The sequence below is a fragment of the Shimia sp. genome, assembly GCF_022448905.1.
In the GTDB taxonomy this organism is placed as follows: Bacteria; Pseudomonadota; Alphaproteobacteria; order Rhodobacterales; family Rhodobacteraceae; genus Shimia.
In genome coordinates this window covers 296,738-309,073 of the sequence record NZ_JAKVCW010000002.1, presented here as the reverse complement: position 1 = coordinate 309,073, position 12,336 = coordinate 296,738, and the positions used below count along the sequence as shown (strand labels likewise).

Sequence of the window (12,336 nt, the reverse complement as noted above, 5' to 3'; positions counted from 1 at the left end):
TCCTGTTTGATCGCCACAGGTTCCGGGCGCCCGCGCTGGTGTAACCAAAGCAACGGGAACAGGGCACTAAGCATTAAAGCACTGAAAAACATGGCGCCTCCCTTCTGAGATCTGATGTGAAAATCTGAAGAGAGTGTCTTGTCTCTTCGTTCATCACACAGATGGGGGAGGATCAGGAGGTTGCTTTGGGCAAAGTTGCCACTGTTTTGTCAAACCGTGCCAATCGTGGCCGTCTTGCCAAATTCCGCTCAGGCCAGCGATTGTCGCCGCTCGCCTGGGGACTGCCCGGTCCAGCGTTTGAAGGCCGAGGCAAAGGAACTCACGTCGGAATAGCCCAGCAGAAAGGCAATCTCGCTCTGGCTCATCTCACTGTTTTTGAGATAGCGATCCGCCATGGCGCGGCGGAAGTTGGACAGCACAGTCTGATAGGTGGTGTTGGCGTCCCCCAAGCGCCGCGCCAGGGTGCGCGCGCTCATGCCCAGATCTCGGGCCACATGCGAGACGGAGGTCTGACCCGTGGCCATACGGTCCGCGATGGCTTTCTCCACCACCAACTCAATGTCGGCCCGGTTTTTGGGCCGCTGCGCCAGCACCAGATCGGCGTGGGCTTGCAGGATTTTGTGCAGACCTTCATCAGAGGTGCTCAATGGCACGTCCAGATCGGCCAAACGATATTGCATGCTGTTCCACTGCGCGCCAAAGGTGACTGGACATCCCAGCAGCTTTTCCAGCTCTGCGGCATTGTGTTTGCGACGGTGTGTGAAAGTGATTTGTTTGGGCAACACGGTGCGCGGCAACAGCTTGTTGGTGCCGTTTAAAAACTGGCTGACCTGCGCCTCCACAAAGTGCCCCACTTCAATTTTCGCTGGGATGTCAAAGCGCCAGCGAAACGTGCCGTCTTGATCAAGCGTTGACACATCAACTTCCATTGCGTTGGAGAAGACCTGGCCATAGCGGGCGAGGTTGGTGACAACACAGCGTATGTCTTTGGATGTGCGCCCGAGATAGCCAATCAGCCCAAGGTTGGCAAAGCGCCGGGTTTGCCCCCATCGGACGGCGACTAGGTCATCGCCAGTCAGCTTTTCCCCATTATCGAGAATCTTCATCTGCCCTTCCAGGGAAATCAGATGATCGCCTTCTTTGAGGTCCGCGCGGGTCAGGCCGGTGCCTCGAAAAATCTCAGCCTCGGAAAACCCAAGGCTCATAAGATATTCGGAAAAATGACGACCCATCGCGGTCGCATGCTTTGGGGTGCTCTGCATCATGTGCTCACATCACCGTATTTGTCGCTCAAAATCAAGGCTGTGGCTGCGGCTTGACGACGGAGGTTAGTTTTCGCTAGAAAAGCTACCTTGGTACCAAGGTGAGGGGTTCGCGATGAAGAAAGTGGAACGCGTCCAAACCGGTCTGCGGCTGGAGAAGCAGTTGCTCAAGGTGATGAAAGCCTTGGCAGAACAACTGGACATGTCAGCGGCTGAGTTGGTTGAGGGTGTGATGTTGCACGCCTTGGAGGGCAAGACACCGTTTTCAGAGGCGACACTGGCGAAGGCCGCGATGCTCAAGGAGGTTTATGACCTGACCTTGACAGCAGAGGACGCTCACAAGCTGACAGAAGAAGGGGCAGACACATGACAGATTACCGAGCCGTCTTAGGGGCGTTGGATGCGGGCACATTGGCGCCGCAGGATTTTGATCACCGCGCCCATATTGCCGTGGCCTTTGAAGCGTTGCGCGCGGACGACTTTTTCACGGCTTCAAAGCGCATTGCCGATGGGCTCAAGCGGTTGACCGTCGCGGCAGGCGTGCCGGAGAAGTTTCATGCCACCATCACGCAAGCCTATATGTCGGCCATAGCGGAAGCTATGTATGCCACAACTGCAGAGGACGCTGAGGCGTTTCTGGCGCAGAACGCAGACCTCCTGGAAGGGACGTTCCTGAAAGAGTGTTATAGCGCGGCTTGCCTGTCCTCGGACTTGGCACGCAAGGTGGCTCTGTTGCCGGATCGCGTGGGCCGCGCGGCTTAAGCCTTGTCCAGTGCGTCCCGCACAGCGGCCGCGATCTTGGCGCGGGTATCTGCGTCCATGCCTTGCATGTCGACCACAAGGCTTTCACCTTCCTCGCGGGCGGTGGCGGGCCGCCGGTTGGCCCCGTGGCGCAATACACGGTAGGGGATGATTTCGCGGGAAATGCCTTTGAAATGTTGCGGCGCCAGGGCTTCGGCGTTCACCAGATCTTTCGCATGGGCGTAGGTCTCATAGCTCATGACAATGCCACCGGGCTCCGCGATGCCCTCCAGCCGGGCGGCGAGGTTCGCTTCCGCCCCGATGATGGTGTAGTCCATGCGGGTGTCGCTGCCAAAGTTGCCAACGTTGCAATAGCCGGTGTTGATGCCCATGCGCGCGCGGAACGGATGCTCGATACCGCGCGCACGCCATTGCACTTCCAACTCGTCCAATCGGGTCTGCATCTCTAACGCCATGCGCACACAGGCACGGGCATCTTCGGTTACGCCGTGTGTGGTTGGATCGCCGATAAAGGCCACAATCGCATCGCCAATGAACTTGTCGATGGTGGCCCCGTGTTTTTGGGCGATGGCGCCCATCTCCGTGAAGTACTCGTTCAGCAGCTTGGTGAGTTCCTCCGGTTGCATCCGTTCCGTTGTGGCGGTGAAGTCTTTGATGTCGCTGAAGAACACGGTGAGCTTCTTGCGTTCGGTGCTGATGGACACATCCCGCTCTCCTTCAAAAATTGAGCGGTATACCTGCGGCTCCAGATATTTGGAGATCTTTAGCGATACATCGGCAAGGAAGGAGTTGTTCTCTGTCAGTTCATCATTGGCCGCTGCAAACTTCTCTGCCAATCGCAACTGGTGTTTGGCAAAGGCGATGCCAAAGGTGCCGGCGATCAAGAGATAGCTTAGCAGGAACTTGAAGGACGCGAGATCCAGCGTGAGCGGCTGGCGGACCTCGACAATTTGCAGCCCACGCACGTCGCCAACTTTCCAGTCGGTTTTGACGCTGTCGGGATGGGTGTTGTGACACGCTACACAGGTTTCCTGCATGTATACTGGCGCGGCCAAGGTCATGCGGTGATCCAGCAAACCGCCAGACTCGGCAATGATGTGATCCCGTGTTTCCTCCGGATCGGAAAACCGCGCCATCGCATTGATCTCAAAAGGTGACATCTCATGCGGCGCGCGCCCCTGAAACGGGTATTGCGAGACAAAGTGATAGTTCACGCCCGGTAGGATCTCGGAAAACCGCCCGGACAGTTCGATTGCTGCGGTGGCTGGGATCGGGAAAGCCCCGGGGATGTCGTGATAGTCATGCCGCGCTTCGGGCGCACCCTCGGCAGCTTGCACGCGCGCCACAACATTTTCCGCATAGTAGGAGCGCACATCATCCATCAGCTTGTTCAGGCTGGTGGCTTGTCGATGCAGGTTGTGGTGAGAGAGACTGTTGAGGTCAAGCCAAAGCGCCACCGGCAGCAGCAACAATGCGCCCGCCACCACAGTGTAGAGCCGTTTGGGGTGGGCTGTCAGATACTCAATCAATTGCCGCATGATCTTCTCCCGTATTGCGCCTGCCTTCACATTTCAGTGATACCCAAGGGGTGTGCTAGCTCAAACGGCTTTTGCGGATTTTTCCGTCGCAAAGAAAAAGGCGCGACCCTTCGGTCACGCCTCACATCTCAAGCCAATTCAACTTACTTGAAGTTGCGGCTCTCTTTGATTTGATCCCAAGCCCACATGACCTCTTGCAGCTGGTCTTCCTGGCTGCGGTCGCCGCCGTTCATATCCGGGTGCAGAACCTTGATGAGCTTTTTGTACGCCTTGCGCACCTCAGCTTTGGTCCAGCTGTCTTTGGCTTCCAAAATCTCGATCGCGCGGCGTTCCGTGGGCGGCAGACGCTTGGCTGCACCTCCGTTTTTGCCAGGGTTCTGGGTGGCGTTGCCGCCAAGCACCTGATGAGGATCCTCAATGCCCAGACGGGCCCATGCGCGGGCCTCCGGATCGGTGAACTTGCGCGTTTCCCGCTCCCAGACCTTGTCCTTGGAATTCTGCGCGTTCAGCTCGGCTTCGGTCTTGCCGTCAAAGAAGTTCCATTTCAGGTTATATTCGCGGATGTGCTCTTTGCAGAACCACTTGAATTCATCCAGCACATCCGGCGCACGTGGGGCGCGGTAGGCACCTGGCTCGTTGCAGCCCTCGTGTTCACACACGCGAGTGGAGGTCTCCGACGCTCCGGACATGCCGCGGCGTCCTCGCGGGTTTTTCTTCTTGGCCGATTTAATCGACATATCGAAACCGAAGGGATCAGATTTTGTCATACGCGCACCTATTCGACTCGGAGCGGAGAGTTTACCCTAACCGGCGTCAGATTGAAGAGGCTGGAGATAAAAATTATGAGCGTCGCGCAGGAAATTCACGACAAATTGTCCGCTGCCTTTTCACCCGTTGACCTGCAGGTTGTGGACGACAGCGCCAGCCATGCGGGTCATGCCGGTGCGCCCGCTGGCGGGGAAAGCCATTTCAACGTGCGCATCCGTGCGGCGGCCTTTGCGGGCCAGAACCGTTTGGCGCGGCACCGCGCGGTGCATGCGGCGCTGGGCCAGGATTTGGTGGGGCGCATTCACGCGCTGGCGCTGGACATTGACGCCGCCTAAAGCGCTTTACTTGGATTGTTCCAGCGTCTCCACGCGTTTTTTCAGCGCCACGTTCACGTCGTCTACAGACTCACCCTCGTCGGGGTCTTTCTCTGCTGAGGTTCCGGTCTTGTCTTCTTCCTTAAGCACCAGGCTGTCAGGCTTTGACTCGGCAACAGGTTCAGAAGATGTAACGCGCGAAATATCTGCCTGCTCGGCTGTGCCAGGGGCCACGGCCTCTTCTTCCTCTTTCGGCGCGGGCAGCTCCGCTACCTTCGGCGCCGCAAGCGTTTCCGGCTGAAATGCAGCCACATCATCAACCTTTGCACGACGAAAAACCAGAACCGAGCGGTAGCTGGTGCTGGAGCCAGTCAGCCCGCTGCGCTCTTCATGCGGCAGCGTGTCTGCACGCAAATACTCCCAGCCTTCTGCGCCCAAGCGGTTCATCTCTATCTCCAGCGCATTGGCAAAGCGACCTTCTGGTGCCTTGATGCCCTTGGCTTTTTGCCCACGCGTCGGGGCCGGGATAACTTTGTACTCATAGGTCATTTCAAAAAAATTCCGGTATGTAATCTCTGGCGGCGCTCAGCCGCGCAACTTTCGTGGCAGTTTGCGCAGGCGGTCGGGGTACTCCGGGACCTCTGCGCTTTCTTTGAACATGGCCCAGCTGGGAAACTTGTCCTGTGGATCACGTTTTTTGGACATTTGTGTACGCATCACCGGCTGGCCAAGCTCCTCGCCCAACGCGTCCACGCAAATCTGCACAAGCGGCCATTTCTCGTGATAGTCATGCCCGGCAATCATGCCGCCAACCTTCACCTTCTTGAGCCAGTCAAACATCGTCTTGCCACGCTCTTCGCCGGTGTGGGCGTAGCCGTCGATATAGACAAAATCGAAATACTCATCCGGAAAGGCGTCCAGCGCATTCTCAAAGGTCATGCGCAACAGCCAGTAATTCTGCCCCATGCCGATGTTTTTGAGGGCTTTGATGTATTCTTTGGTGTCGTGGTGGTCGCCGTAGATATCGACGCCATAGAGCTCCTTAAACAGCCCGCCTTCCATCAGTCTTTTGGAATACCAGCCACCAGCCACACCAAGCTCGATGCCCACCAGGTTGTCGCGCTCCAGAAACTGCGGCAGTTCCTTGCGCTCTTGCATTATGTCGATCACGTCTACCATGTGGCGGGTACCGTTTCACGTGGCGGCGGTGAGGTCCAGCGGTTTGAGGACCAAAGACGCGCTAGGCCGCCAATCGTGACACCGCTGCATCGGGAGTCACTTGTGTCGGATGCCCATCACGCGGCCAACCCGGTCCGGCCGGGGCAGGGTGCTGTGTAACTTTGACATCTTGGAAAACTGACCAAGGATTTCTTCCGGCATGGGGGCGACGCGCGGACCGCTTTGGTCAATGTGTAGCCCCACGCCTTCACCGGTTGCCGAAACCCATCCATCCGCGTGGATCAGCTCCTGATAAAAGTGAAAGCTCTTGGCGTCGTAATCCAGCAGTTGGAAGCTGGCAGTGACTTCGTCTCCCAAATGCAGCTCGCGCAGATAGCAGAGGTGGAACTCGGCCGAAAAGGTCGTGTTGCCTGTCCGTGCGCGATACTCAGGCCCAAAGCCCAAGACCGCGCCCACTTGGTCGACTCCACGATCAAACAGCACGTTGTAGTAGGCCATGTTTAGATGGCCGTTGAAATCCAACCACTGCTCTTCCACGGCCATTGGTTTGGATACAAATGGGGCGGTCATGGCAATCCTCCTGCTGCTGCGTTTTCTGTATGGCGGCGGCCGTAAAAAGGATCAACCTTTGAGGGTTCTGCTGACGTTGGGGCACTCGTTACCTAAGCGCTGTGCCGCACAAAGGGCGCAGGCAAATATACCTAATTTTTAAGCAAAATCAGCAGGCTATTTCACAAAAGTCGACGCGCTTTCTTGGGGGCGATTCAGGCAATGATTAAGGTTCACAACCTACCGTTTCCATGAGTGTGGGCAACGGTGAGTGGAACAATGGACTGGCGCAAAAAACGTCTTTCGACGGCAATGATTTTGATTTCCGGCGTGGTGGCCGGCTGCGGTGGGGAAGACACACCTGCGGTGAAAGATACCGGCGGAAGCTCAGCAGATAGTTCACTGCCGCAAACCGATAGTCAGGTGCTGTTGGCGTCCTTTCTGGACAGTCTCGACGAGGTCCGGGCACAGGCCAATCGTCTCTTGAGCGGGAATGTGCGGTATCAAGTGCAAAATGCGTCTGGTAGCCAGTTTGTGGACCGCAACAACAACCGCCGTTTTGACAGCAGTACAGACACGCGTCTGGAAGGTAACCCGATTGAACATTCCGGCATTCACTACGCACATGCTGCTGGTTTGACGGGCGAAGGGCAGATTATTGCCTTCTCCGATAGCGGGTTTCGCCCGGGACATGAGGCTTTCTCCGGCAAAAACGTCACCACCGGGTCCGGCATGGCGCGCGATGACCACGGCACCTTTGTGGCCTCCATCGCAACAGGCATGTCTGATGACATGATTGGCGTGGCCCCAAATGCGGATGCCATTTTTGGCAGTTTTGACACCTACGCCCAGCTGGCGGAAACCGCCAATGCAGCGGCGCGGGCAGGGGCCGTGGCGCTAAACAACTCTTGGGGCTACTCGGGCATGACCGCCACGCGGTCCGACTACAATTTCATTTTTGGGTCTTCATCCGGCCGTGATTACCTTGATGCGCTGCGCACCTACGCCGATGATGGCATTGTCGTGTTCTCCGTGTCCAACGACTATGACGCCTCAAATGTTGGGCTGATGGCCGGGTTGCCGGTTTTGGAACCGTCTCTGGAAAACAGCTGGCTGGCGGTTGTGAACGGCGTGCCCACTTTAAACGGTGATGACGTGGTGTCTGCGGAACGGGTGTCTGCGGGATGCGGTGAAGCGGCGGCCTGGTGCATTTCCGCAAACGGCAGTTGGACCGGTGCCACCGCCAGCTCAAACAGCAGCTACGCTTTCGGAACCGGCACGTCCTACGCGGCGCCAACCGTATCCGGTGCTTTGGCGCTTTTGGCGGAAGCTTTCCCGGACATGTCACATCAAGACCTGCGCATCCGTTTGCTGGCCTCGGCGGACAACGAGTTTAGCGGCTTTCGTGAGGATGGCACCGTAGAGCTGGTGCCAGGCTTTGAGCACGCCTATAGCGAAGAGTGGGGCCATGGGTTCCTGGATGTGGCGGCGGCGCTTTTGCCGATCGGCCGCACCACTGTGACCACCAGCAACGGCACCGTGGTCAACACCAACGAGCCGCTTGCAGTAGCCGGTGCCGCCAGCGGCGATGCGGTGGCCCGCTCTTTGCGTAATGTGAACGTGGTGGGCAAGGACACGCTGTCAGCGTCCTTTATGATCGACGCGTCTCAGATGGTGGCCCATCGCCAAGCAGCGCCGATGTTTGGCGCCCATGATGCAATAAACTTTGATCAGTATCGTGCGCCGGAGTTTGGTTCTGCGTCTTTCTTTGGCGCGCGAGCAGGTTTGCCCATGCAGCTTTTAGACAGCGAGTATGATTTGTCGATCTATCGCTCCCGCAGTGGGGGGTCGGATCGCTTTGGATTTGGCCTTCGTCGCAGCTTTGATCTTGGTGGCGCAAGTCTGCAAATTGGCGGTGGTCTTGGTGAAGATACGATGGATTTGTTGTCGGATTGGAATGGCGGCACCGATACGTCTTTGATGTCGCTGGACATGGCTTTGTCCACCGACGTATCCGACAATGCACAGCTGAAGTTTGCTTTGGGCTATGCCTTTGGCCAAGAGGCGTCCGGATTGGGGCAGTCTGCAGATGTCTGGTTGAACGGCGGCGCCGTGACCTATGCGCACCAGCACGCCTTTGCCCAAAACGACCAACTCAGCCTTTCGTTCTCCATGCCCGCAGCCGTGGCCTCTGGCACAACCTCGGTGGCTCTGCCAGTGGTGAACGCTGCCGGCACAGTGGCGCACCAGAATGTTCCGATTGACCTTACGCCTTCGGATCGGGAAATGCGTCTGACGCTAAGCTACGAGCGTCCGCTCACACGGCGCACCAATCTGGGGCTGTCTCTGGCACATGCTGTCAACCGCGGCCATATCCCTGGCGCCCGTGAAACGGCTGTGATGTTTGGTCTGCGGACACGGTTCTAAGCCAAATCGTTAACGTCAAAAACGTGTAACGCGCCGGTTTTGACACCGACGCGTTACAGCTGCGAAACAGACGCAATACCGACGTGGCTTTTAGCCGTTCAACTTCTGCGCCACCAATTGGTTAACGGCTTTAGGATTGGCCTTGCCGCCCGTGGCTTTCATCACCTGACCCACAAACCAGCCAGCCAGTTTCGGGTTCTGTTTGGCTTTCTCAACTTGCGCCGGGTTGGCCGCAATGATCTCGTCCAGCGCGGCTTCAATCGCGCCAGTGTCGGTCACCTGTTTGAGGCCTTTTTCTTCCACAATTTTTGCTGGATCGTCCTTGGTTTCGATATGAATCTCAAGCACTTCCTTGGCAATTTTGGTGCTGATCTCGTCAGACGCCACCATTGCCAAAATGGCCGCGTTGGCTTCTGGCGCGACCAGATCCTGTGGCGCGGTTTCGGCCTTGTTGGCGCGGCCCAGCACTTCGTTAATCACCCAGTTGGCGGTCTTCTTGCCGTCTCCTTTGCCCACAGAGGCTTCAAAGTAGTTGGCCAGATCCACCTCGGCGGTCAACACGGATGCGTCATATTCGGTCACGCCGTAGTCATTGATAAAACGCGCTTTTTTCTCATCCGGCAGTTCCGGCAAACCCTTGGCAATGTCGTCGACCCAGCCTTGTTCGATCTCCAGCGGGAGCAGGTCAGGGCAGGGGAAATAGCGATAATCATGCGCTTCTTCTTTGGAGCGCATGGAACGGGTTTCGTTCTTGTCCGGATCGTAGAGACGAGTCTCCTGATCAACTTCGCCACCGGCCTCAACAATCGCAATTTGACGACGGGCTTCGTATTCGATCGCCGCTTGGATGAAGCGCATGGAGTTCATGTTTTTGATCTCACAGCGGGTGCCGAGATGCGAGAAATCCTGTGTTTCCATATACTTCTCATAAGCACCAGGCTTGCAGATCGACACGTTCACGTCAGCCCGCAAGTTGCCGTTCTGCATGTTGCCGTCACAGGTGCCCAGATAGCGCAGGATCTGACGCATCTTGGTGACGTAAGCAGCAGCTTCTTCCGGACCACGGATGTCCGGGCGGCTAACGATTTCCATCAGCGCCACACCGGTCCGGTTCAGGTCGACAAACGACATGTTCGGGTCCATGTCGTGCACGGATTTGCCGGCGTCCTGCTCTAGGTGGATACGTTCGATGCGCACTTTGCGCGCCACACCCGGGCCCATGTCGACCAGAATTTCCCCTTCGCCCACAATGGGTTCGTAGAGCTGGGAGATCTGGTAGCCCTGCGGCAGATCAGGGTAGAAGTAGTTCTTGCGGTCAAATGCGGACTTCAGGTGGATTTCGGCTTTGAGACCAAGGCCCGTGCGCACCGCTTGCTCCACGCAATACTCGTTGATCACTGGCAGCATGCCCGGCATCGCGCTGTCCACGAAGGCCACGTTGGAGTTTGGCTCGGCGCCAAACTGGGTGGAAGCACCGGAGAACAGCTTGGCGTTGGACGACACCTGAGCATGCACCTCCATACCAATGACCAATTCCCAGTCATGTTTGGCGCCCGCAATGACTTTGGGCTTCGGGGTCTCATATGTCAGGTCGAGCATCGCTCACGCTCCTTGGATATCTGGCTGATCTGCGTTCTAGGCCAGCCAGATACAAGGAGCAAGAGGGCGGGTGCTTTATGGGTTGATTTGGGTAATGCCGTCTGGCGAGAAATGTACGGTTTGCCCAGCCTGTAGGCCCGCCATGAACGGCATGGCTACTGCTTGCAAAGCCACATCGCGGCCTTTTGCGGACAGGCGCTCTTTGGAAATCACACGGGAGGTGTTTTCAAATCCAATCTCAGCGTGTCCCCAAATCAGCGGGTGAATCTCGCGCAGGTGTTCACGCACAACCATGTCAAAGCCGGCCCGCAAGGCCGGAGGCAAGTCTTCACGCAGTCCATCCGTACCATATTGAGATCGGGCATGCTGCCAACTGCGGTAAAGATGGGCGGCCATGAGGTTGGCCGAATGTTGATCGCCACGGCGGTCAAGCGCATCTGTAACGCCATCGATGAAGTACTCTATCTCCATCATCTCGAGCCCGTTCGGGTCCACCAACAAGGCGTCAAACCACACCCAAGCGTAGGCGCCTGCGCCCCAAATGTCGTAAGTTTGTGCTGCGATTCTACGAGCTTGCAGGTCGAGTTGTGAAAAATCCCCGTACCAGCGCGGCAGGAGGTAGTTGCCCAAAGCGCGCATGTGGCGGGGGTTTAGCGGGTCCAGCTGAATCAGCGATTCAAACTCGGCGCACAGAGTGTTGAGCGGCTGAGCCGATCCGGGCAGGAGGGCGCAGCGGGCGGCGGACAGGGCTGGGGAGAAATACTGTTTCGGGCAGTATTGTTTCAGAATGTCGGCGGCCCGATCAAAGTGGGCCTGGAAGGCGTCGCGATTCACGTCGCGAACATCATCTTTGGCAGCCGCGCCACGCCAGGCCCAGCCGATGTCTATGTGCATATGTGCCACCACCAAAGCCATGGGGTAGCTCTTGGGGTAGTCTTCGAGGAGGCTTTCGAGCGCTTCGATTCCGGAAAAGAAATCAGCACCTTCCGCTGGGCGGCCATGTAACAAAGCATGTTCGGCCGCACGAACGACATCGGAGCGAGCGCCAAACAGCATGAGCTCCGCCAGCGGTGTTCCGGTGGCGGTCGTTGCGCGGTTTTGGTCGTGCGTACGGATTAATTCCTCAAGCTCATCCCAGCGTTCCTGACGGGCCAGGAACTGCCCGTGGTCGCGGATGTGTTCACTTTCGATTTGATCCGGTGTGGAGGCGTTGATTGGAATTTCCAGGCGACTTAAGAGGTCGCGGAACGTGTTTTTTCCGTCTTTGGCCAGGTCGGACACGGCGGGTTTGCGCGGCATCGTCATCGCTTGTCCCAAACGGCGCAAAGCCGGCGCCGCAAATGCTGACGCGGCCGACACACCCTGGGATTTGGCTCGATCTCTGGAAAACAGTTTCATCATAGCTCCGTTCCTGCCACCGAACGGACTATGGGCGTGTATTCAGGCCAAAAAAGGGCACCATGTTGAAATCATGCGGTCACGCGCTGCCCAATTGTGGTCAAATTCGTTACTCACATCAGGCGCAAGCGATCCCGTTTGACCGGTATGTCATGGCGCTCCAACGCGGCTTCCAAATCGGCGCGCGGTGGCAAAACATCTTGGGGAACCCGCACCTTAGCCTCATCATACATGATCAGAGTGATGCGGAAGGCCACGCCCAAACGGGTTGCAACATGCACCGATTTGATTTGATGGAAGCCGAGCTCTGCCTCCTGGGTGGCGTTTTTCCAGCGGATGCCGTTGTCATCCAGTTCAAAAGTCGCAACCGGGTTAAAGGCCACGTCGACAAGGGTGGGGATCACAAAGAAGGACAGCACCGCGACAATGCCCCAATGAATGCCGTAGCTTAGCAAACCAACTAGGCCAATGCTAACAAGGCAGAGCACGAGAATGCTGCGCGGATTGCGGCCGTAGTGGGCGTGTTTCAATGTATCCATG

Annotated in this window: 13 protein-coding genes; 4 read left to right on the top strand and 9 right to left on the bottom strand. The window is 57.2% G+C overall.

Going from position 1 to position 12,336, the window contains the following annotated elements; genetic code table 11:
- Positions 1–248: 248 nt before the first annotated feature.
- Positions 249–1,265, bottom strand: coding sequence for an AraC family transcriptional regulator (locus tag MK208_RS03235; protein WP_294113823.1), 1,017 nt, complete (start codon positions 1,263–1,265; stop codon positions 249–251).
- Between the two features lie 112 nt (positions 1,266–1,377).
- On the opposite strand from MK208_RS03235, the gene MK208_RS03230 reads away from it, so the two are divergent.
- Complete coding sequence (locus MK208_RS03230) at positions 1,378–1,632, top strand: hypothetical protein (protein WP_294113821.1); 255 nt, start codon at positions 1,378–1,380, stop codon at positions 1,630–1,632.
- Positions 1,629–2,024, top strand: coding sequence for a hypothetical protein (locus tag MK208_RS03225; RefSeq protein ID WP_294113819.1), 396 nt, complete (start codon positions 1,629–1,631; stop codon positions 2,022–2,024). Before MK208_RS03230 ends, MK208_RS03225 begins: the two co-directional genes overlap by 4 nt.
- Here MK208_RS03225 and MK208_RS03220 read toward each other — a convergent pair.
- Both MK208_RS03220 and MK208_RS03215 read right to left on the bottom strand, forming a co-directional pair.
- Positions 2,021–3,562 carry an adenylate/guanylate cyclase domain-containing protein gene (locus MK208_RS03220; RefSeq protein ID WP_294113818.1) on the bottom strand — a complete coding sequence of 514 codons (1,542 nt, stop codon included), beginning with the start codon at positions 3,560–3,562 and terminating at the stop codon, positions 2,021–2,023. The two genes, MK208_RS03225 and MK208_RS03220, sit on opposite strands and share 4 nt — an antisense overlap.
- Positions 3,563–3,705: 143 nt before the next feature.
- Positions 3,706–4,329, bottom strand: coding sequence for a DnaJ domain-containing protein (locus MK208_RS03215; protein WP_294113817.1), 624 nt, complete (start codon positions 4,327–4,329; stop codon positions 3,706–3,708).
- 75 nt (positions 4,330–4,404) lie between these two features.
- Here MK208_RS03215 and MK208_RS03210 point away from each other — a divergent pair, with 75 nt between their 5' ends.
- Entirely contained in the window at positions 4,405–4,665 is a 261-nt protein-coding gene (locus tag MK208_RS03210) for a BolA family protein (RefSeq protein WP_294113815.1), read from the top strand.
- A gap of 6 nt (positions 4,666–4,671) precedes the next feature.
- Here MK208_RS03210 and MK208_RS03205 read toward each other — a convergent pair whose 3' ends face one another.
- The 3 genes from MK208_RS03205 to MK208_RS03195 all read right to left on the bottom strand — a co-directional run bounded on the left by MK208_RS03205 (position 4,672) and on the right by MK208_RS03195 (position 6,393).
- A complete protein-coding gene (locus tag MK208_RS03205) occupies positions 4,672–5,193 on the bottom strand; it encodes a DUF4177 domain-containing protein (protein WP_294113813.1) in 522 nt (173 codons plus the stop codon).
- Between the two features lie 36 nt (positions 5,194–5,229).
- Complete coding sequence (locus MK208_RS03200) at positions 5,230–5,823, bottom strand: class I SAM-dependent methyltransferase (RefSeq protein WP_294113811.1); 594 nt, start codon at positions 5,821–5,823, stop codon at positions 5,230–5,232.
- 96 nt (positions 5,824–5,919) lie between these two features.
- On the bottom strand, positions 5,920–6,393 hold the full coding sequence (locus MK208_RS03195) for a thioesterase family protein (protein ID WP_294113809.1): 474 nt from the start codon (positions 6,391–6,393) through the stop codon (positions 5,920–5,922).
- Between the two features lie 258 nt (positions 6,394–6,651).
- Between MK208_RS03195 and MK208_RS03190 the strand changes: the two genes are divergently transcribed.
- On the top strand, positions 6,652–8,799 hold the full coding sequence (locus MK208_RS03190) for a S8 family peptidase (protein WP_294113806.1): 2,148 nt from the start codon (positions 6,652–6,654) through the stop codon (positions 8,797–8,799).
- A gap of 90 nt (positions 8,800–8,889) precedes the next feature.
- Here MK208_RS03190 and gatB read toward each other — a convergent pair whose 3' ends face one another.
- The 3 genes from gatB to MK208_RS03175 all read right to left on the bottom strand — a co-directional run bounded on the left by gatB (position 8,890) and on the right by MK208_RS03175 (position 12,335).
- A complete protein-coding gene (gene gatB, locus MK208_RS03185; RefSeq protein ID WP_294113803.1) occupies positions 8,890–10,398 on the bottom strand; it encodes an Asp-tRNA(Asn)/Glu-tRNA(Gln) amidotransferase subunit GatB in 1,509 nt (502 codons plus the stop codon).
- Positions 10,399–10,473: 75 nt separating this feature from the next.
- Positions 10,474–11,703: a hypothetical protein gene (locus tag MK208_RS03180; RefSeq protein ID WP_294113800.1), complete on the bottom strand. Its 1,230-nt coding sequence runs from the start codon at positions 11,701–11,703 to the stop codon at positions 10,474–10,476.
- Positions 11,704–11,909: 206 nt separating this feature from the next.
- Positions 11,910–12,335 carry a hypothetical protein gene (locus MK208_RS03175; RefSeq protein WP_294113797.1) on the bottom strand — a complete coding sequence of 142 codons (426 nt, stop codon included), beginning with the start codon at positions 12,333–12,335 and terminating at the stop codon, positions 11,910–11,912.
- Position 12,336 lies beyond the last annotated feature (1 nt).

What these genes read in the sequence shown, in the direction of transcription:
- MK208_RS03215 (WP_294113817.1), bottom strand. Translation starts at nt 4,329, where the DNA reads ATGACAAAATCTGATCCCTTCGGTTTCGATATGTCGATTAAATCGGCC.
- MK208_RS03175 (WP_294113797.1), bottom strand. Translation starts at nt 12,335, where the DNA reads ATGGATACATTGAAACACGCCCACTACGGCCGCAATCCGCGCAGCATT.
- MK208_RS03195 (WP_294113809.1), bottom strand. Translation starts at nt 6,393, where the DNA reads ATGACCGCCCCATTTGTATCCAAACCAATGGCCGTGGAAGAGCAGTGG.
- MK208_RS03210 (WP_294113815.1), top strand. Translation starts at nt 4,405, where the DNA reads ATGAGCGTCGCGCAGGAAATTCACGACAAATTGTCCGCTGCCTTTTCA.
- MK208_RS03200 (WP_294113811.1), bottom strand. Translation starts at nt 5,823, where the DNA reads ATGGTAGACGTGATCGACATAATGCAAGAGCGCAAGGAACTGCCGCAG.
- MK208_RS03190 (WP_294113806.1), top strand. Translation starts at nt 6,652, where the DNA reads ATGGACTGGCGCAAAAAACGTCTTTCGACGGCAATGATTTTGATTTCC.
- MK208_RS03220 (WP_294113818.1), bottom strand. Translation starts at nt 3,562, where the DNA reads ATGCGGCAATTGATTGAGTATCTGACAGCCCACCCCAAACGGCTCTAC.
- MK208_RS03230 (WP_294113821.1), top strand. Translation starts at nt 1,378, where the DNA reads ATGAAGAAAGTGGAACGCGTCCAAACCGGTCTGCGGCTGGAGAAGCAG.
- gatB (WP_294113803.1), bottom strand. Translation starts at nt 10,398, where the DNA reads ATGCTCGACCTGACATATGAGACCCCGAAGCCCAAAGTCATTGCGGGC.
- MK208_RS03225 (WP_294113819.1), top strand. Translation starts at nt 1,629, where the DNA reads ATGACAGATTACCGAGCCGTCTTAGGGGCGTTGGATGCGGGCACATTG.
- MK208_RS03235 (WP_294113823.1), bottom strand. Translation starts at nt 1,265, where the DNA reads ATGATGCAGAGCACCCCAAAGCATGCGACCGCGATGGGTCGTCATTTT.
- MK208_RS03180 (WP_294113800.1), bottom strand. Translation starts at nt 11,703, where the DNA reads ATGACGATGCCGCGCAAACCCGCCGTGTCCGACCTGGCCAAAGACGGA.
- MK208_RS03205 (WP_294113813.1), bottom strand. Translation starts at nt 5,193, where the DNA reads ATGACCTATGAGTACAAAGTTATCCCGGCCCCGACGCGTGGGCAAAAA.